The 18,111-nt window shown below is 70.3% G+C and carries 20 protein-coding genes and 1 pseudogene; 2 read left to right on the forward strand and 19 right to left on the reverse strand.

What is annotated here, in order from left to right; all coding sequences use genetic code 11:
• The 13 genes from CCN37_RS20335 to pyrR form a co-directional block, all read right to left on the reverse strand.
• Positions 1-194: hypothetical protein (locus tag CCN37_RS20335; protein ID WP_168200759.1), on the reverse strand; the 194-nt coding region annotated here is incomplete at its 3' end.
• Between the two features lie 393 nt (positions 195-587).
• Positions 588-1,790, reverse strand: a complete 1,203-nt coding sequence (gene metK / locus CCN37_RS20340; protein WP_086823425.1) for a methionine adenosyltransferase — start codon at positions 1,788-1,790, stop codon at positions 588-590.
• Positions 1,791-1,901: 111 nt separating this feature from the next.
• The gene (gene coaBC, locus CCN37_RS20345; protein ID WP_086823426.1) at positions 1,902-3,179 is read right to left on the reverse strand and encodes a bifunctional phosphopantothenoylcysteine decarboxylase/phosphopantothenate--cysteine ligase CoaBC; all 1,278 of its coding nucleotides are present in this window, start codon (positions 3,177-3,179) and stop codon (positions 1,902-1,904) included.
• Complete coding sequence (gene rpoZ / locus CCN37_RS20350) at positions 3,176-3,463, reverse strand: DNA-directed RNA polymerase subunit omega (RefSeq protein ID WP_052407405.1); 288 nt, start codon at positions 3,461-3,463, stop codon at positions 3,176-3,178. Before rpoZ ends, coaBC begins: the two co-directional genes overlap by 4 nt.
• Positions 3,464-3,501: 38 nt before the next feature.
• Positions 3,502-4,143: a guanylate kinase gene (gmk, locus tag CCN37_RS20355; RefSeq protein ID WP_086823429.1), complete on the reverse strand. Its 642-nt coding sequence runs from the start codon at positions 4,141-4,143 to the stop codon at positions 3,502-3,504.
• The gene (mihF, locus tag CCN37_RS20360; protein ID WP_086823473.1) at positions 4,140-4,457 is read right to left on the reverse strand and encodes an integration host factor, actinobacterial type; all 318 of its coding nucleotides are present in this window, start codon (positions 4,455-4,457) and stop codon (positions 4,140-4,142) included. Before mihF ends, gmk begins: the two co-directional genes overlap by 4 nt.
• A 440-nt stretch (positions 4,458-4,897) precedes the next feature.
• Positions 4,898-5,740 (reverse strand): orotidine-5'-phosphate decarboxylase, encoded by an 843-nt coding sequence (pyrF, locus tag CCN37_RS20365; RefSeq protein ID WP_086823433.1) that lies wholly within the window; start codon positions 5,738-5,740, stop codon positions 4,898-4,900.
• Positions 5,737-9,039 (reverse strand): carbamoyl-phosphate synthase large subunit, encoded by a 3,303-nt coding sequence (gene carB, locus CCN37_RS20370; protein WP_086823437.1) that lies wholly within the window; start codon positions 9,037-9,039, stop codon positions 5,737-5,739. Before carB ends, pyrF begins: the two co-directional genes overlap by 4 nt.
• Complete coding sequence (gene carA, locus CCN37_RS20375; protein ID WP_086823441.1) at positions 9,040-10,161, reverse strand: glutamine-hydrolyzing carbamoyl-phosphate synthase small subunit; 1,122 nt, start codon at positions 10,159-10,161, stop codon at positions 9,040-9,042. It abuts the gene before it with no gap.
• Entirely contained in the window at positions 10,158-10,679 is a 522-nt protein-coding gene (locus CCN37_RS20380) for a transporter (protein ID WP_246843181.1), read from the reverse strand. Before CCN37_RS20380 ends, carA begins: the two co-directional genes overlap by 4 nt.
• The gene (locus tag CCN37_RS20385; RefSeq protein WP_086823444.1) at positions 10,679-11,968 is read right to left on the reverse strand and encodes a dihydroorotase; all 1,290 of its coding nucleotides are present in this window, start codon (positions 11,966-11,968) and stop codon (positions 10,679-10,681) included. Before CCN37_RS20385 ends, CCN37_RS20380 begins: the two co-directional genes overlap by 1 nt.
• Positions 11,965-12,897, reverse strand: a complete 933-nt coding sequence (locus CCN37_RS20390; protein ID WP_086823447.1) for an aspartate carbamoyltransferase catalytic subunit — start codon at positions 12,895-12,897, stop codon at positions 11,965-11,967. Before CCN37_RS20390 ends, CCN37_RS20385 begins: the two co-directional genes overlap by 4 nt.
• Complete coding sequence (pyrR, locus tag CCN37_RS20395) at positions 12,894-13,481, reverse strand: bifunctional pyr operon transcriptional regulator/uracil phosphoribosyltransferase PyrR (RefSeq protein ID WP_086823450.1); 588 nt, start codon at positions 13,479-13,481, stop codon at positions 12,894-12,896. Before pyrR ends, CCN37_RS20390 begins: the two co-directional genes overlap by 4 nt.
• 257 nt (positions 13,482-13,738) lie before the next feature.
• Here pyrR and CCN37_RS20400 point away from each other — a divergent pair, with 257 nt between their 5' ends.
• Positions 13,739-14,227, forward strand: a complete 489-nt coding sequence (locus CCN37_RS20400; RefSeq protein WP_030430051.1) for a transcriptional regulator — start codon at positions 13,739-13,741, stop codon at positions 14,225-14,227.
• A 105-nt stretch (positions 14,228-14,332) separates the two neighbouring features.
• On the opposite strand, the gene nusB is transcribed toward CCN37_RS20400, so the two are convergent.
• From nusB to CCN37_RS20415, 3 genes are read right to left on the reverse strand one after another with little or no spacing between them, the layout of a single operon-like run.
• Positions 14,333-14,758, reverse strand: coding sequence for a transcription antitermination factor NusB (gene nusB / locus CCN37_RS20405; protein ID WP_086823454.1), 426 nt, complete (start codon positions 14,756-14,758; stop codon positions 14,333-14,335).
• A 1-nt stretch (position 14,759) separates the two neighbouring features.
• Positions 14,760-15,329, reverse strand: a complete 570-nt coding sequence (efp, locus tag CCN37_RS20410; RefSeq protein WP_256388061.1) for an elongation factor P — start codon at positions 15,327-15,329, stop codon at positions 14,760-14,762.
• A 33-nt stretch (positions 15,330-15,362) separates the two neighbouring features.
• Complete coding sequence (locus CCN37_RS20415) at positions 15,363-16,439, reverse strand: Xaa-Pro peptidase family protein (RefSeq protein WP_086823457.1); 1,077 nt, start codon at positions 16,437-16,439, stop codon at positions 15,363-15,365.
• A gap of 66 nt (positions 16,440-16,505) precedes the next feature.
• Between CCN37_RS20415 and CCN37_RS20420 the strand changes: the two genes are divergently transcribed.
• The gene (locus CCN37_RS20420) at positions 16,506-16,889 is read left to right on the forward strand and encodes a hypothetical protein (protein ID WP_086823460.1); all 384 of its coding nucleotides are present in this window, start codon (positions 16,506-16,508) and stop codon (positions 16,887-16,889) included.
• Here the strand turns inward: CCN37_RS20420 and CCN37_RS20425 are convergent.
• From CCN37_RS20425 to CCN37_RS40010, 3 genes and pseudogenes are all read right to left on the reverse strand, one after another.
• The gene (locus tag CCN37_RS20425; protein WP_168200760.1) at positions 16,867-17,487 is read right to left on the reverse strand and encodes a hypothetical protein; all 621 of its coding nucleotides are present in this window, start codon (positions 17,485-17,487) and stop codon (positions 16,867-16,869) included. The genes CCN37_RS20420 and CCN37_RS20425 overlap by 23 nt on opposite strands.
• 20 nt (positions 17,488-17,507) lie before the next feature.
• Positions 17,508-17,804 (reverse strand): YbaB/EbfC family nucleoid-associated protein, encoded by a 297-nt coding sequence (locus CCN37_RS20430; RefSeq protein ID WP_086823467.1) that lies wholly within the window; start codon positions 17,802-17,804, stop codon positions 17,508-17,510.
• Between the two features lie 79 nt (positions 17,805-17,883).
• A pseudogene (locus tag CCN37_RS40010) lies at positions 17,884-18,111 on the reverse strand (beta-xylosidase); the annotation flags it as partial.

Below are 18,111 nucleotides of genomic sequence, written 5' to 3' on the forward strand. Positions count from 1 at the left end.
GTGTCGCCCAGGGCGGGGAGAGAAGCGAGGTCCTGGGTGGGGCGCCAGCGGTCGGCCACGGCGACGCAGTCGGCGATGACCTCACGAGGGGTGATCGAGAGGGTGCCGGAGACCTCGATGGGGTCCTCGGCGACCAGGCCCAGAGCGGTCAGCTCGGCGGCGACCTGGTCGGGGCCGGAGATGTCCGCGCGCACGTCGTCACGGGGTAGCCCAGCCTCGGAAGCGCGGTCGTAGAAGGCGTTGGACAGCTCGCGCAGCGGCCCGGTGTAGAGCGGCCAGCCCAGCGACAGGCACACGCGAGCACCGGGTGCGAGCACGCGCGCGATCTCCNNCGCGCGCGATGTGCACGCCGCCGACGGAACCCGGCGCGTGCGGCAACGCGGTCGCGCTGGCCTTGGTGAAGGTCGAGCCGGGCACGGGCACCTGACGCCAGTCCTCGACGTCGGTCAGCTCGAAGCCGACCCCGCGCGCGGCGATCTCCGCCGCGAGGAAGCCGGAGCCGGAGCCGATGTCCACGGCGGAGGGGCCGAGAGACGCCGCGAGGCGGCCGAACAGGAGTTCGGCCGCCTCGGCGGGCAGTACTGGAATCACACGCCCGCGGCGCTCTTCAGCGCGTCGACCCGGTCCAGGCGCTCCCACGGGAGGTCCAGCTCGGGGCGGCCGAAGTGGCCGTAGGCGGCGGTCTGCGCGTAGATCGGGCGCAGCAGCTCCAGGTCCCGGATGATCGCGGCCGGGCGCAGGTCGAAGACCTGGCTGATGGCGGCCTGGATCTTGGCCGGGTCGATGTTCTCGGTGCCGAAGGTCTCCACGAACAGGCCGACCGGGGCCGCCTTGCCGATGGCGTAGGCGACCTGGACCTCCATCCGGGTGGCCAGGCCCGCGGCGACCGCGTTCTTGGCGACCCAGCGCATGGCGTAGGCGGCGGAGCGGTCCACCTTCGACGGGTCCTTGCCGGAGAACGCGCCGCCGCCGTGGCGGGCCATGCCGCCGTAGGTGTCGACGATGATCTTGCGACCGGTCAGGCCCGCGTCACCCATGGGGCCGCCGATGACGAAGCGGCCGGTCGGGTTGACCAGCACGCGCACGTCGCTGGTGTCCAGCTGCAGCTCGTTGATCTCCGGGGAGATCACGTGCTCGCGGACGTCGACGGCGAGCATCTGCTCCAGGTCGATGTCGGCGGCGTGCTGGCTGGAGAGCACCACGGTGTCCAGGCGGACCGGCTGGTCGCCCGCGTACTCGATGGTGACCTGCGTCTTGCCGTCCGGGCGCAGGTACGGCAGCGTGCCGTTCTTGCGGACCTCGGTCAGCCGCTTGGACAGCCGGTGCGCCAGCGCGATCGGCAGCGGCATCAGCTCGGGGGTGTCGGTGCTGGCGTAGCCGAACATCAGGCCCTGGTCGCCCGCGCCCTGCTTGTCGATGTCGTCCTCGGCGCCCTCGACCCGGGTCTCGTGCGCGGTGTCCACGCCCTGGGCGATGTCCGCGGACTGCGAGCCGATCGCGACGTTGACACCGCAGGAGTGGCCGTCGAAGCCCTTGGCCGAGGAGTCGTAGCCGATCTCCAGGATCTTCTCGCGGACGATCGAGGGGATGTCGGCGTAGGCCTCGGTGGTCACCTCACCGGCGACGTGCACCTGGCCGGTGGTGATGAGGGTCTCCACCGCGACGCGGGAGCGCGCGTCCTTGGCGAGCAGCGCGTCCAGGATCGAGTCGCTGATGGCGTCGCAGATCTTGTCCGGATGACCCTCGGTCACGGACTCGCTGGTGAAGAGTCTGCGGCTCTGCTGCGTCACGGTGGTCTCCTGAGAAAGTTCAGCTTCGGTAGATGGGCTCTGGCGTCGCAGGGCTCTGCTGTCCCAGGTCTGTCTCGCCCCTCGACGGGGCTGTCCCTCGAAAGGGCTGCGTCAGCGTACTTCGCGGCCGGAGCCGCCCGACGGAACGTATTCAAGCTTCTTGCTCACAGCGTCCCAGAGCAGGGCCGCGAGTTCAGCTTTCCCACCAAGTGGGAGCTCGGTGGCGGCCGCGCCCGCGTCCTCGGCGCTGAGCAGCCAGCCGGAGTTCTGCTCGACCTCGAAGGCCCGCCCGTCGCCGACGGCGTTGACGACCAGCAGGTCACAGCCCTTGCGAGCCAGCTTCGCCCGGCCGTGCTCCAGCGGCGTGCCCTCGGCGTCCCCGGTCTCGGCCGCGAAACCCACGACGAGCTGTCCAGGGAAACGATGTACAACCAGCTCGGCCAGCACATCGGGGTTGCGGGTCAGCTCCACCACCGGGTCCGGCCGGTCGTCCGACTTCTTGATCTTGTGCTCGGCCGTGGCCACCGGGCGGAAGTCCGCGACCGCGGCGGCCATCACCACCACGTCGGCGGTCTTGGCGGCGGTGCGCACCGCCTCGCGCAGCTCCAGCGCCGTGCCCACCCGCACCAGGTCCACGCCGGCGGGCGTGGCCAGGTCGGCGGTGTGCGCGGCGACCAGCGTCACGGTGGCACCGCGCTGCGCGGCGACCCTGGCGAGCGCGAAGCCCTGCCGCCCCGAGGAGCGGTTGCCCAGGAAGCGCACCGGGTCCAGCGGTTCGCGGGTGCCGCCGGCGGAGATCACCACGTGCCTGCCGTCGAGGTCGCGGGGCAGCGCGTCGCGGCGGGCCAGCAGCAGGCGGCACAGCTCGGCGATCTCGGCGGGTTCGGGCAGGCGGCCCTTGCCGCTGTCCTTGCCGGTCAGCCGCCCGCTCGCGGGTTCGGCGACGATGACGCCCCGCTCGCGCAGCAGCGCCACGTTGGCCCTGGTCGCCGGGTGCTCCCACATCTCGGTGTGCATCGCCGGGACCAGCAGCACCGGGCAGCGCGCGGTCAGCAGGGTGTTGGTCAGCAGGTCGTCGGCCAGCCCGTGCGCGGCCTTGGCCAGCAGGTCGGCGGTGGCCGGGGCGACCACGACGAGGTCGGCGTTCTGGCCGAGGCGCACGTGCGGCACCTCCGGCACGTCGGCGAAGACACCGGTGTGCACGGGGTTGCCGGACAGCGCCTCGAAGGTGGCGGCGCCGACGAAGTTCAGCGCCGCCGAAGTCGGAACGACCCGCACCTCGTGACCGGTCTCGGTGAGCCTGCGCAGCAGGTCGCACGCCTTGAAGGCGGCGATCCCGCCGGCGACGCCGAGAACGACCCGAGGGCGGGTCCCGTCCGTGTTACTCACTCGCCTTCGGTGTGCTCAAGCATCCCGGCGTGGATCTCGCGCAGCGCGATCGACAGCGGCTTCTCGCGCGGACCCGGCTCCACCAGCGGGCCGACGTACTCCAGCAGGCCCTCGCCGAGCTGGGCGTAGTAGTCGTTGATCTGCCGCGCGCGCTTGGCGGAGTAGATCACCAGGGCGTACTTCGAGCTGACCTTCTCGAGCAGGTCGTCGATCGGGGGGTTGGTGATGCCCTCGGCGCCGGTGATCGGCTGCGCGAGCGCGCCCAGCTCTGCGGGGATCGTCACTGAGATTGCTCCAAAAGTCTGCAAATCCGGGGTGCGGCCTAGTCCCGGGACGGGGCCGCGGTAGTCGGTGCTGCTGTGGTGCGTGCGGCCGGGCCGACCATCAAGTTTACCAAGTCAGCGGCGGCTTGACGCACGTCGGCGTTGACAACGTGGTGGTCGAACTCCTCGGCGGCGGCCAGTTCCTCGCGCGCGACCTGGAGTCTGCGCTCCACGACGGCCGCGTCCTCGGTGCCGCGCCCGGTGAGCCGGTCGACGAGCACCTCCCAGGACGGGGGCATCAGCATGACCAGCCGGGCCTCGGGCATCGCCTCCCGGACCAGCCGGGCTCCCTGGAGTTCGATCTCCAGGACGGCCGGTCGGCCCGAGTCGAGCGCGGCCAGCACGGGCGCGCGTGGCGTGCCGTAGTGGTTGCCCGCGTACTCGGCGTGCTCCAGGATCTCGCCGGAGTCGATCATGCGCTGGAACCAGTCGCGGTCGACGAAGTGGTAGTGGGTCCCGTCGACCTCGCCGGGGCGCGGGGACCGCGTCGTCGCCGACACGCTGAAGTACAGGTCAGGGGCCATCCTGCGGACCTCGGCCAGCACGCTGGACTTGCCGACGCCGGAGGGGCCCGAGACGACGGTGAGCCGGGGCCGGACGACGGTGGTGCTGTCGTCCGGCCCCGGCCGCTCCGCGATCACTCTGCGCTGAACTCCGCGAGCAGCGCCTTGCGCTGACGGTCGCCGAGACCACGAAGACGACGGCTGTTGGCGATCTCCAGGCGCTCCATGATCTGGGCGGCGCGGACCTTGCCGACGCCGGGAAGGGCCTCGAGCAGCGCCGAGACCTTCATCTTGCCCAGGATCTCGTCGCTCTCGGCCTTGGCCAGCACCTCCTTGAGGTTGGTGCCGCCGCGCTTGAGGCGCTCCTTGAGCTCAGCGCGAACGCGACGAGCAGCAGCCGCCTTCTCCAACGCTGCAGCCCGCTGCTCCTCGGTCAGCTGGGGAAGGGCCACGATCATCCTCCGTGGGGTGGGGGTTCTATCCAGTAGGAACGGTGCGGCGACCGTACCGACCGGGTCTGACAGGACACAACGCGGGTCACATCCGAACACGTCTCCAGCGACTCGCTCTAGCGACAGTGTCCGCCGTGTCCCACATTCGACATCAGTCCCGAGGATGACTACCCATTCGGGTTGTCCTCCTGCTGGCGGACGGTCAACGAACGTTAGCCGTGAATGCCCGTGAAAGCGGTATCACCCACACGTACATTCACGCCGAACGCTCGGCACCGGGCGCAAGTACTACCAGTACCGGCGCCTTCACCGCTACTGACCCGCTACAAGGCCGCCGATCTCCTACATCACACATTTCGTACGCGAGCCGAAACAACCCCTCTTGCCGGAGGGGTCCGCGCACGGTTTTCCGAACCCCTTTCGGGGTGCGCCGGACACACTCAGACACGCAGCGAAGCGGCTATCGCCTCACTCGCGCGCAAAGCCGCCGAACGCACTTCCGAGACGCCCGGACCGTGCCGGAGAACGTCGCGGGAAGTGGTCGGCAGAACGTGCGCGAGCTGATCTCCGAACACCGTTCGCAGATCCGCGCCGGTCGCGCCCTGGGCACCGATGCCCGGAGCCAGCAAAGGCCCGTTGACCTGGGAAAAGTCCAGTCCGGTCCGGCCGACGGTGGCACCGACGACGAGCCCGACCGAGCCCAGTGGATCGGCGCCGGAATTGCGCGCGGCGGCCTCGTCGATCATGGCCTGGGCGACGCTGCGGTCCTCGCCGTCCAGCGCCGCCGTCTGCACCGCGAGGGCCTCCGAATTGGACGTCCTGGCGAGCACGAACACGCCCCGCCCGGTGCGCTCGGCGAGGCTCAGCGCGGGCTCGAGCGAGCCGAAGCCGAGGAACGGTGAGAGCGTTACCGCATCCGCCGCCAGCGGCGAGGAATCGTCCAAGTAGGCCTTGGCGTACGCCGACATCGTTGATCCGATGTCGCCGCGCTTGACGTCCAACAGGACGAGGGCACCGGCCTGCCGGGACTCCGCGATGACCCGTTCCAGGACGGCGACCCCGCGCGAGCCGTGGGCCTCGAAGAAGGCCGACTGGGGCTTGATCACCGAGACGGTGCCCGCCAGCGCCTCGACGGCGGTCAGCGCGAAGCGCTCCAGACCTCCGATGTCTTGGGCGAGTCCCCAAGACTCCAATAGGGCGGGGTGCGGGTCGACGCCCACGCACAGCGGTCCCCGCTCGGAGACCGCTGTGACGAGGCGAGCGCCGAAGGAACGGGGGCTCACGCGCGGGCCTCGCGGACCGCCGCCTGGAGGTCCTGCAGCGAGCGCACTCCGATGTCTCCCCTGATCAGGGCCTCGATGCCGTGCACGGCGGCAGCGGCGCCCTGGACCGTGGTGACGCACGGGATGTCCCTGGCGACGGCCGCCGTGCGGATCTCGTAGCCGTCCAGCCGGGGCCCGTGGTTGCCGTACGGGGTGTTGATGACCATGTCGACCTCACCGGCGAGGATCGTGTCGACGACGTTCTGCTCACCCTCGAAGTGCTTGCGCACCACCGTGCACGGGATGCCGTTGCGCCGCAGCACCTCGGCCGTGCCGTCGGTGGCAAGAACTTCGAACCCGAGGTCGGCGAGCCGCTTGACGGGGAAGATCATCGCGCGCTTGTCGCGGTTGGCCACCGAGACGAAGACCCGGCCGCTGGTGGGCAGAGACCCGTACGAAGCCGCCTGCGATTTGGCATATGCCTTACCGAAGGAGGCGTCGATGCCCATCACCTCTCCGGTGGACTTCATCTCCGGGCCGAGCAGCGAGTCCACCCCGCGCCCGTCCGGGGTGCGGAAGCGGTGGAACGGCAGCACGGCCTCCTTGACCGCCACCGGGGCGGACACCGGCAGGTCGCCGCCGTCGCCGTTGGCGGGCAGCAGGCCCTCGTCGCGCAGCTCGGAGATCTTGGCGCCGAGCGCGATCCTGGCCGCCGCCTTGGCCAGCGGGACCGCCGTGGCCTTGGAGACGAACGGCACGGTCCGCGAGGCGCGCGGGTTGGCCTCCAGCACGTAGAGCACGTCGTCCTTGAGCGCGTACTGCACGTTGAGCAGGCCGCGCACGCCGATACCGCGCGCGATGGCCTCGGTGGTGCGGCGGACCGCCTCCAGGTCCGTGCGGCCCAGCGTGATCGGCGGCAGCGCGCACGCGGAGTCGCCGGAGTGGATACCGGCCTCCTCGATGTGCTCCATCACGCCGCCGAGGTAGACCTCCTGGCCGTCGCAGAGCGCGTCCACGTCGATCTCGATCGCGTCGTCCAGGAAGCGGTCGACCAGCACCGGGTGCTCCGGGCTGACCTCGGTGGCCCTGGCGATGTAGCCGGCCAGGGTGTCCTCGTCGTAGACGATCTCCATGCCGCGCCCGCCGAGCACGTAGGAGGGCCGCACGAGCACCGGGTAGCCGATCTCGTCGGCGATCCGCTTGGCGCCCTCGAAGGAGGTGGCCATGCCGTACTTCGGCGCGGGCAGCCCAGCGGCGGTCAGCACCTCGCCGAAGGCACCCCGCTCCTCGGCCAGGTGGATGGCCTCCGGCGAGGTGCCCACGATCGGCACGCCCGCGTCGGCCAGCCGCTGCGCCAGCCCGAGCGGGGTCTGCCCGCCGAGCTGCACGATCACGCCGGCGACCGTGCCGGAGCGCTGCTCGGAGTGCACGACCTCCAGCACGTCCTCGAAGGTCAGCGGCTCGAAGTAGAGGCGGTCGGAGGTGTCGTAGTCGGTGGAGACCGTCTCCGGGTTGCAGTTGATCATCACGGTCTCGAACCCGGCGGCCCGCAGCGCCATGGCCGCGTGCACGCAGGAGTAGTCGAACTCGATGCCCTGGCCGATCCGGTTCGGGCCGGAGCCCAGGATCAGCACCTTCTGCTTCTCCCGCTGCTCGGCGACCTCGCACTCCGCGTCGGGGTCCAGCTCGTAGGCGGAGTAGTGGTAGGGCGTGTTGGCGGCGAACTCCGCGGCGCAGGTGTCCACGGTCTTGAAGACCGGGCGCACGCCGAGGCGGTGCCGCAGCACCCGCACGCCGTCCTCGCCCGCGAGCTCGGGGCGCAACACGGCCAGCTGACGGTCGGAGAGACCGTTGCGCTTGGCGCGGCGCAGCAGCGGCTCGTCGAGCACCGGAGCCGTCTCGATCTCTTGGCGCAGCTCGTTGAGCGCGGCGATCTGGTCGACGAACCACGGGTCGATTCCGGAGACCTGGCACACCTGCTCGACGGTCGCGCCGAGGCGCAGCGCGCGGTCGACGGTGTAGAGCCGCCCGTCGTGGCCCTTCTTCAGCGCTTCCAGGGTCTGGTCAAGGGAAACGTCGGGGTCCGCCACGGTCCAGAACCCGGCCGCCTTGGTCTCCATCGAGCGCAGGACCTTGCCCAGCGCCTCGGGGAAGTTGCGGCCCATGGACATGGCCTCGCCGACGCTCTTCATCGTCGTGGTCAGCTCGGGGTCGGCGCCGGGGAACTTCTCGAAGGCGAAGCGCGGCACCTTCACCACGACGTAGTCCAGCGTCGGCTCGAAGCTGGCCGGGGTCTCGCCGGTGATGTCGTTGCGGATCTCGTCGAGGGTGTAGCCGATGGCCAGCTTCGCGGCGATCTTGGCGATCGGGAAGCCGGTGGCCTTGGACGCCAGGGCGCTCGACCGCGAGACGCGCGGGTTCATCTCGATGACGACCATGCGCCCGGTCTCCGGGTGGATGGCGAACTGGATGTTGCAGCCGCCGGTGTCCACGCCCACCGCGCGCAGCACGTCGATGCCGACGTCACGCATGTGCTGGTACTCGCGGTCGGTCAGCGTCATCGCCGGGGCCACGGTCACCGAGTCACCGGTGTGCACGCCCATCGGGTCGATGTTCTCGATGGAGCAGACCACGACCACGTTGTCCTTGCGGTCGCGCATCAGCTCCAGCTCGTACTCCTTCCAGCCGAGCACGCTCTCCTCGATCAGCACCTCGGTGACCGGGCTCTCCGCCAGGCCGACCGAGGCCAGGCGCTCCAGGTCATCCGGGGTGTGCGCCATGCCGGAACCGAGGCCGCCCATGGTGAAGCTGGGCCGGATGACCACGGGCAGGCCCAGTTCGGCGACGGTGTCGCGGACCTCCTCCATGGAGTGGCACACGCGGCTGCGCGGGGTCTCGCCGCCGATGGAGGCGACGATGTCCTTGAACTTCTGCCGGTCCTCACCGCGCTGGATGGCGTCGATGTCGGCGCCGATGAGCTCCACGCCGTACTTCTCCAGCACACCGCGCTCGTGCAGCGCGACCGCGGTGTTCAGCGCGGTCTGCCCGCCCAGGGTGGCCAGGATGGCCTCGGGGCGCTCGGCGGCGATGACCTTCTCGACGAACTCGACGGTGATCGGCTCGACGTAGGTGGCGTCGGCGAACTCCGGATCGGTCATGATCGTCGCCGGGTTGGAGTTGACCAGGCTGACCCGCAGGCCCTCCTCGCGCAGCACGCGGCAGGCCTGGGTCCCGGAGTAGTCGAACTCGCACGCCTGGCCGATCACGATCGGACCGGAGCCGATGACGAGGACGTGCTTGATGTCAGTGCGCTTGGGCATCTACTTCTTCCCGTCCATGAGCTCGACGAACTGGTCGAACAAGGGCGCGGCGTCGTGCGGACCCGCGGCGGCCTCGGGGTGGTACTGCACGCTGAACGCCGGAACGTCCAGGCAGCGCAGTCCTTCGACCGTGTCGTCGTTGGGGCAGTAGTGGCTGACCTGGGCGGCGCCGAACTCGGAGTCGAAGCGCTCGCCGGGGGTGCCCTCGACGGCGAAGCCGTGGTTCTGGGCGGTGATGGCGACCTTGCCGGTGGCCACGTCGATCACCGGGATGTTGATGCCCCGGTGGCCGTAGCGCATCTTGTAGGTGCCCCGGCCCAGTGCGCGACCGAGGACCTGGTTGCCGAAGCAGATGCCGAACAGCGGCAGGCGGCGGCTCAGGAACTCCTTGGTGAGCGCGACCGCGTGGTCCTGGGTGGCCGGGTCGCCAGGGCCGTTGGACAGGAACACGCCGTCCGGGGACACCGCGAGCACGTCGTCCACAGTGGACCCGAGCGGCAGCACGTGCACCTCGATGCCGCGCGCGGCCATCATCCGCGGGGTGTTGGACTTGATGCCCAGGTCCAGCGCGGCCACCCGGAACCGGGTCTCGCCGTCCGCGCGCACCACGTAGGGCTTCTTCGTGGTGACGTCGCGGGCGAGGTCGGAGCCAGCCATCTCCGGCGCCTGGCGGACCTCGGCAAGCAGCTGGTCGACGTCGGCCACGGCGTCGCCGGAGAAGACCCCGGCGCGCATGGCGCCGCGCTCGCGGATGTGCCGGGTGAGCGTGCGGGTGTCCACGCCGGAGATGCCGACGATCCCCTGGTTCACCAGCTCCTCGTCGAGCGAGCGGACGGAGCGCCAGTTCGAGGGCACGCGCGCGGGGTCGCGCACGACGTAGCCCGCGACCCAGATGCGCTCGGACTCGTCGTCCTCGTCGTTCCAGCCGGTGTTGCCGATCTGCGGCGCGGTCTGCACCACGATCTGGCGGTGGTAGGAGGGGTCGGTCAGGGTCTCCTGGTAGCCGGTCATGGCGGTGGAGAAGACCACCTCGCCGAGGCTGCGGCCGAGCGCCCCGTAGGACTCGCCTCGGAAGCTTCTGCCGTCCTCCAGCACCAGGACAGCGGGGGTGCGAGAACTCATCGCGCCGAGTTCCTCTCGGGGTCGTGATTCGGGGTCATAGTCTGCAAGGCGGCCTCCCACTCGGGGTAAACCGAACGGTCATCGCCGCGGAACCCGGTGTCCAGCACCCAGTTCTCGTCGAGCGCCCAGGTCACGACGAGGACGCCCTTGATGCCCATCGCCTTGCCCGCAAGGCCCCTCGCCGAGCGGACGCCGCGGAAGGTCTGCGCGGGAATCCACAGTGGACTGGCACCGACGCGCTCGACGTGCAGCCCGGCCGCGGTCAGCCGCGCCGTGGCCTCGGCGCGGAAGCCGACGTCGCCGACGGCGATGCGGTCGTGCCAGTCCCTGGCGTCCACGGTTCCGACGTAGACGCCCTTGAGCGGGGGCAGCAGGTCCTCGCCGATGCTGTCCGGCACCGCGAAGAAGCCGGGCATCACCGCGGACTGGCGGCGGGCCCGGTAGCGCCAGCCGCGCAGCATCGCCAGCAGGCTCAGCACCAGCAGGCCGACCACGATCAGGGTGAGCAGGGCGCGCATCAGCCGCACACCTTTCCCTCGTGCGCGGTGATCCGCCCGCGCAGCATGGTGAGGACCACCCGGGCGGGCAGTTCCATGCCCTCGAAAGGGGTGTTGTCGGAGATGCTGGCGAAGTCCGCGCCGCGCACCGTCCACCGCGCGTCCGGGTCGACCAGCGCCAGGTTGGCGGGCTCCCCCTCGGCCAGCGGGCGGCCCTGGTCGGGCAGTCCGGCGATCTGCGCGGGGCGCTCGCTCATCACCCGCGCGACGCCGCGCCAGTCCAGCAGCTCCGTGACCACCATCGTCTGCGCCACGACCGAGAGCGCGGTCTGCAAGCCCAGCATGCCCGGGCGCGCGCTGGACCACTCGCAGTCCTTGTCCTGCGGCGCGTGCGGGGCGTGGTCGGTGGCGACGCAGTCCACGACGCCCTCGGCGAGCGCGGCCCGCAGCGCCTGCACGTCCACAGAGGTCCGCAGCGGCGGGTTGACCTTGTTGACCGGGTCGTAGCTGGCCAGCAGATCGTCGGTGAGCAGCAGGTGGTGCGGGGTCACCTCGGCGGAAACCCCGGTGCCACGGGCCTTCGCCCAGCGCAGCACGTCGACCGTGCCGGTGGTGGAGACGTGGCAGACGTGCAGCCGACCGCCGGTGTGCTTGGCCAGCAAGCAGTCCCGCGCGACGATCGCCTCCTCGGCGACGGCGGGCCAGCCCGCGAGCCCGAGGCGCGAAGCCACTTCGCCCTCGTTCGCTTGTGCCCCAACGGTGAGCTTCGGTTCCTCGGCGTGCTGGGCGATCACCGCGTCCAGTGCCTTGCTGTACTCCAGGGCGCGGCGCATCAGCAGCGGGTCGTGCACGCAGTGCCCGTCGTCGCTGAACACCCTGACGCCCGCCTCGGAGCGGGCCATCGTGCCGAGCTCGGCGAGCTTGTCGCCCTTGAGCCCCACGGTGACCGCGCCCACCGGGTGCACGTCGACGAGGCCGACCTCCTGGCCCTTGCGCCACACGTGCTCGACGACGAGCTGGGTGTCCGCGATGGGATCGGTGTTGGCCATGGCGAAGACGGCGGTGTAGCCACCGAGCGCCGCGGCGGCCGAGCCGGTCGCGATGGTCTCGGTGTCCTCGCGGCCAGGCTCGCGCAGGTGCGTGTGCAGGTCGACGAACCCGGGCAGCAGGACTTTCCCTTGCGCCTCAACGACTTCAGCGTCGCCCGCGTCGAGTTCGGCACCGATCCGCGAGATCACACCGTCCTCGATGAGAACGTCGACGGGCTCTCCCTCGCCGTAGAGGAGAACCCCCCTCAGCAGCGCGCTCACAGCGCATTCCCTTCTCCGACAAGCAGGTGGTAGAGCACGGCCATCCGAACGTGCACCCCGTTGGACACCTGGTCCACGATCGCGGCGCGCTCGGAATCGGCCACGGCGGAGGAGATCTCCATACCGCGCAGCATCGGCCCCGGGTGCAGCACGACGGCGTGCTCGGGCAGCATCTTCATGCGGTTCTCGTTGAGCCCGTAGGCGATCGAGTACTCGCGCGCCGACGGGAAGAACCCGCCGTGCATGCGCTCGGCCTGCACGCGCAGCAGCATCACCGCGTCCAGCCCCGGCAGCTCCGCGTCGAGGTTGTAGGACACGGGGACCTTCCACGCTTCGACCCCGGCGGGCACCAGCGTCGGCGGCGCGATGAGGACGACCTCGGCGCCCAACGTGGTCAGCAGATGAACGTTCGAGCGCGCGACGCGGCTGTGCAGGATGTCGCCGACGATCCCGATCCGCCTGCCGCGCAGGTCGCCCAAGCGCTCCCGCAGGGTCGCCGCGTCCAGCAGCGCCTGCGTCGGGTGCTCGTGCATCCCGTCGCCCGCGTTGATCACACCGGTGCCGGTGTGGCCCAGCCAACCCGCGAGCCGGTGCGCCGCACCGGATGCCGGGTGCCGGACGATCACGCAGTCAGCCCCGGCGGCGGAGAGCGTGAGCGCGGTGTCGCGCAGGGACTCGCCCTTGTTCACCGAGGAGCCGCTGGCGGAGACGTTGATCACGTCCGCGCTCATCCACTTGCCCGCGATCTCGAAGGAGACGCGGGTGCGGGTGGAGTTCTCGTAGAACATCGTGATCACCGTGCGGCCGCGCAGCGTCGGCAGCTTGCGCACCTCGCGGCCGAGCAGCGTGGCCTTGAGCTCGGCGGCGGTGTCGAGAACGGCGGTGGCGGTGTCCAGGTCCAGGTCGGCGGCGGAGAGCAGGTGCTTCACCGCGCGTCCCCCTGGCTCAGGTAGACGCCGTCGTCACCGTCCACTTCGGACAGGTGGACCGCGATGTCCTCGCTGCGCGCGGTCGGCACGTTCTTGCCGACGTAGTCCGCGCGGATCGGCAGCTCGCGGTGGCCCCGGTCGACCAGCACGGCCAGCTGCACCGCGCGGGGGCGGCCGTGGTCGCGCAGGGCGTCGAGCGCGGCGCGGACGGTGCGGCCGGAGAACAGCACGTCGTCGACGAGGACGATGAGCCGATCGTCCACTCCGCACTCCGGCAGCTGCGTGTGTTCCAGCGGACGCGCGGGTTTGCGGCGCAGATCGTCGCGGTAGAGCGTCACGTCGAGCGCGCCGACCGGCACCTTGACGCCGCTGAACTCCTCGATCTTCTCCGCGAGCCGCGCGGCGAGCGGGGCGCCCCGAGAGGGGATGCCCAGCAGCACCACCGACTCGTGCTCCGCCGCGTCCAGCGCGGTCTTCTCGATGACCTGGTGGGCCATCCGGGCAACAGTGCGCGCGACATCCCCGGCCGACAGCAGCTCGCGCCGCTCGGCCGGGTCCGCCGCGGCACCGGAAGGTGACGCCACGGAAGGGACCTCCTTCCCCGCCTCACTGGACGGGTCCTTAAAGGACGTCTAGCAGGGCTTTTGCCCAGCCACCCGAGACCGTATCAAGAACTCGCGATCAGCCGTCCGAGTGGTGTGTCACTACTCGCCCGCCTGCCGCAGTGAGATCAGCTTGACCTGGTGAGTTCGAGCAGCAACCATTACTCTCCGTATTGGATGTGATGTTCCCTGCGGCAACTGGTGCCTGCCGACGGGGCGAACGAACGGAGAACCGCCACATGGGCGATTACGCCAAGGCGCTGGGCGCCAAGCTCCGCGCGATCCGCCAGCAGCAGGGCCTGTCGCTGCACGGCGTCGAGCAGAAGTCCGGCGGTCGCTGGAAGGCGGTCGTCGTCGGCTCCTACGAGCGCGGCGACCGAGCGGTGACGGTCCAGAAGCTGGCGGAGCTGGCCGACTTCTACGGCGTGCCGGTGGCGGAACTGCTGCCCGAGGGCCGGGTCCCGTCCGGGGCCGAACCGGCGACGAAGATCGTGATCAACCTCGAACGGCTCCAACAGCTGCCAGCGGACAAGGTGGGCCCTCTGGCCCGCTACGCCGCGACGATCCAGAGCCAGCGCGGCGACTACAACGGCAAGGTGCTCTCGATCCGCACCGAGGACCTGCGGTCGCTGGCGATCATCTACGACATGACCCCCGGCGAGCTGACCGAGCAGCTCATCGACTGGGGCGTGCTCCCGCCCGAGGCCAGGCCCTCGAAGGAAGACTGAGCGGACTGGGCCCGATACGGCGCAGGCACCACGACGAGGCACCCGCGAGCCAGTGGCTCACGGGTGCCTCGTGGTTTGGTGCGGTGCCTCGGGGGGGGGCGGGCGCTAGCCGTTGAGCGAGGCCCGCAGGTGGCCCGCGATCCCGGCGATGCGGCCGAGCACCCCGTTGACGAAGCGCGGGGAGTCATCCGTCGACAGCGTCTTGGCCAGCTCGATGGCCTCGTCGATGGCGACCGCGTCCGGCACGTCGGCGGCCCAGAGCAGCTCGTAGAGGCCGATCCGCAGGATGGCGCGGTCGACCGCGGGCATCCGGTTGAGGTTCCAGCCTTCGGCGTGCTCGGAGATCAGCTGGTCGATCCGGGCCGCGTTGTCGCGGACGCCCTCGACCAGGGTGATCGTGTAGTCGTTGACCGGGGCGACCTCGGTGGAGCCGACCCGCTCGGAGATGAGCGTGACCGGGTCCACCTCGCGGGCCTCGGCCTCGTAGAGGACGTCGACGGCCCGCTTCCTGGCCTTGCTGCGCGCACCCATGTCAGCTGTTGACGCGGCCGAGGTAGCGCGCGTCGCGGGTGTCCACCTTGACCTTGTCGCCGGTGTTGATGAACAGCGGGACCTGGATCTCGGCGCCGGTCTCCAGGGTGGCGGGCTTGGTGCCGCCGGTGGAGCGGTCGCCCTGCAGGCCCGGGTCGGTGTGCTGGATGACCAGCTCGACCGAGGCGGAGAGCTCGATGTACAGCGGGATGCCGTCGTTCGTCGCGACCATCGCGGAGGTGTTCTCCAGCATGTAGTCGGCGGCACCGCCGACGACCTCACCGGAGACCGTGATCTGGTCGTAGGTGTCGCCGTCCATGAAGATGAAGTCGGCGCCCTCCTTGTACAGGTAGGTCATCTCCCGCTTGTCCACGTTGGCGGTCTCGACCTTGGTGCCGGCGTTGAAGGTCTTGTCAACGACCTTGCCGGAGAGCACGCTCTTGAGCTTGGTGCGCACGAAGGCGGGGCCCTTGCCCGGCTTGACGTGCTGGAACTCCACGACGGCCCAGAGCTGGCCGCCGTCGAGCTTGAGCACCATGCCGTTCTTGAGGTCGTTGGTGGTGGTGGCCACGGTGGTGATCTCTCCTGAGGTGATGTCGGAGGGTCAGACGACCACGAGATCCTTCGTGGTCAGGGTGAGGAGTTCCGGTGCGCCAGCGCGCACGACGAGGGTGTCCTCGATGCGGACGCCGCCCCGCCCAGCGAGGTACACCCCGGGCTCGACGGTGACCGCCATACCGGCGGCAAGTGTACCGACCCCCACCTTGGACAACGCCGGAGCCTCGTGGACCTGCAGGCCGACGCCGTGGCCGAGCCCGTGCAGGAAGCGCTCGCCGTGCCCGGCCGCCTCGATCACCGCGCGGGCCGCCGCGTCCACGTCGGAGACCTTCGTCCCCACCGCGAGCGCGCCCCGTCCGGCGGCCTGCGCGGCGGCGACCAGCTCGTAGACCTCGCGCTGCCAGTCGGCGACCTCGCCAAGCGCGAAGGTCCTGGTCATGTCCGAGTGGTAGCCGTCGACCAGCGCCCCGAAGTCGATCTTGACGAAGTCCCCTCTGCGCAGCACGGCGCCGGTGGGCCGGTGGTGCGGGACCGCGGAGTTCGCCCCCGCCGCCACGATCGTCTCGAACGCCGGGCCCGCCGCGCCGTGCTCCAGCATCCGGCTCTCCAGCTCGCGCGCGACCTCCAGCTCCGTCCGCCCCGGCCGCAGCCCGCCGTGCTCGACCAGCGCCGCCAGCGCCCGGTCCGCCGCGGCGCAGGCCATCCGCAGCGCCTCCACCTCGGCCTCGTCCTTGATCAGCCGCAGCTGCTCGACCAGCCCCGCCGCGCGCACCAGCTCCGCGCCGCTCGCTTCCTTGATCAGGTCGAGCCCGTCCACGGTGACCTTGTGGCTCTCGAAGCCCAGCCGCCCGTTCGCCTTCTTCGCCAGCGCGGTGTCGCAGGGCCGGTCGATCGCCCGCTCCAGGTCCGGCACCTGGGCGTCCGACTGCGTCAGGTACCGGCCGTCCGTGCAGAACACGCTGCGCTCGTCGCCCTCCGCGTGCACCAGCAGCGCGCCGTTGGACCCGGTGAACCCGGTGAGGTAGCGGAGGTTGAGCAGGTCGGTCACCAGCAGCGCGTCGAGCTCCTTCGCACGCAGTTCCGCGCGCAGCAGTGAACGCCTCCGGGCGTGGGTTTCTGGCATATCCGCAGCGTACGTGGGCCCTGTCGCCCCGGTCGACCGTCGGCGCCCTTCCGTAGGCTGACGCGGGTGCGAACCTGGATGACCCGCGGCCTCGCCCTCGGCGCCCTGCACGCCGTGGCCCAAGTCGCGGTCGCGGCCGTCCGCGTCCACTCCCCCGAGGCCTTGGCCCTGCCCCGCGTCCTCGCGCTCTCCGTGCTCGTCATCGCCGCCGCTGCCTGGGCTTTCTTCGACAGCGCCGACACCAACTGGCTCATCGCCGCCGTGGTGGCAGGCCTCGTCGCGGGAGTGCTCGGCGTCGTCGGTCAGGCACTTCTCGTGGACGCCACCGAACTCTCCGCGCTCGGCGTGGCGCTCACCGGCGGCGCCGCGTTCACCGCCCTGCTCGTCCTCGCCCCCGCCACGCTCGGCCGCGCCTTGGGCAACCGCCTCAGGGCGTCACCTTCTCCTTGATCGCCCGGAGAATCCTGATCGCGTCCTGCTCCGCCTTCACCGGGTCCAGCGGGCGGCTCTTCCCGTCTGGCCCGTAGTCCGTACCGCCGACTCTCACGTGGGCAACGAGGTTGCTGTCCTGAAAAGCCGCTTCGCCGCCTGCCGCTCCCTGAACGACTTCGGGATAATTCCAGGAATACCCCTCTTCACCAAGGTCCAAGGGTCTCCGCGACTCGCTGGAGAATCCCTTCGCCCTGATTTCTTCTTTAGCTTCCCCGACGGAGTCGCTCTGGCCACGCGACCGCAACGGCACGAAGTACGACACCGACACTGTCCGCTGCTCAGGCATCGACTCGGCCGACAGTTTCTGATTGGCGAGCGTCCTGCTGCAGAGCTGGGTGTTGCGGCCTCCCCAGGAGTGAACGCGCTCGTCATCGTCGTCCACCTGCGCATCGGGGATTCCCGCCATGAGTTCCAGGATCGCGGCGTCCACCCCCGGAAAGCAGGTCCACGAGTGCAGGTACTTCTCAGGAGCCGTAGAGGAACAGCCACCCAGCAGGAGCAACCCGCAGACCACAGGGACACCGGAGCGCACTGCCGAAGACCTCATCTCTCTCATGACCAGCACCCTCTCCGAACTCAGACCGCGTCCTTGATCGGCCGGAGAATCTTGATCGCCCGCTGCTCCCCCTCGGGAACCATGGTCGGGACCACGTTCCGCAGCCGCCGACGACTTTCCATTCCGGCAAGTTCTCGGGCGAGGACGACGTCGAGCAGTTCGCCTTTTCCGTTGACGACCGCCTGCACGTTCCGCTTCTGCGACCAGGCCTCGAACCGCTCGGTCGACAGGGTCTCCGTCATGAGCTGAACTTGTTCCAGCTTTTCGTCGATGTCTCGCTTGAGCTGCTCGAACTCAGCTATTCGTGCTTCAAACACAGCACGTTCCCCCGAACGTTCATGATCGCTTTTCTGCGACCCTACAACGGGCCGGATGGCGCGGTGCGCGAACGGGGAATCAACCGCCGAGGGTGGAACCCGCGCGATAAGCGTCCCAGCGGTCGACGGGGACGTCGACGATCGGGGACTCGTTGGCAACGGCGGCGGGTTCGGAGCCGAGGCGCCAGAGCCTGCCGTCGTCGAGCAGGAAGGCGAAGGGGCGGCCGGGGGCGCGGATCGCCGGGGCTCCGGGGCGCAGGCGGGCCAGGACGGGCAGGCGCAGCAGGGCGGGCACGAAGGTCGGGAG

This window comes from Allokutzneria sp. NRRL B-24872 (assembly GCF_002155965.1).
Taxonomy (GTDB): domain Bacteria; phylum Actinomycetota; class Actinomycetes; order Mycobacteriales; family Pseudonocardiaceae; genus Allokutzneria.

Coding starts and splice junctions, on each gene's coding strand:
- carB (WP_086823437.1), bottom strand. CDS start 9,039: ATGCCCAAGCGCACTGACATCAAGCACGTCCTCGTCATCGGCTCCGGT.
- carA (WP_086823441.1), bottom strand. CDS start 10,161: ATGAGTTCTCGCACCCCCGCTGTCCTGGTGCTGGAGGACGGCAGAAGC.
- CCN37_RS20380 (WP_246843181.1), bottom strand. CDS start 10,679: ATGCGCGCCCTGCTCACCCTGATCGTGGTCGGCCTGCTGGTGCTGAGC.
- CCN37_RS20400 (WP_030430051.1), top strand. CDS start 13,739: ATGGGCGATTACGCCAAGGCGCTGGGCGCCAAGCTCCGCGCGATCCGC.
- nusB (WP_086823454.1), bottom strand. CDS start 14,758: ATGGGTGCGCGCAGCAAGGCCAGGAAGCGGGCCGTCGACGTCCTCTAC.
- CCN37_RS20415 (WP_086823457.1), bottom strand. CDS start 16,439: ATGCCAGAAACCCACGCCCGGAGGCGTTCACTGCTGCGCGCGGAACTG.
- CCN37_RS20425 (WP_168200760.1), bottom strand. CDS start 17,487: ATGAGAGAGATGAGGTCTTCGGCAGTGCGCTCCGGTGTCCCTGTGGTC.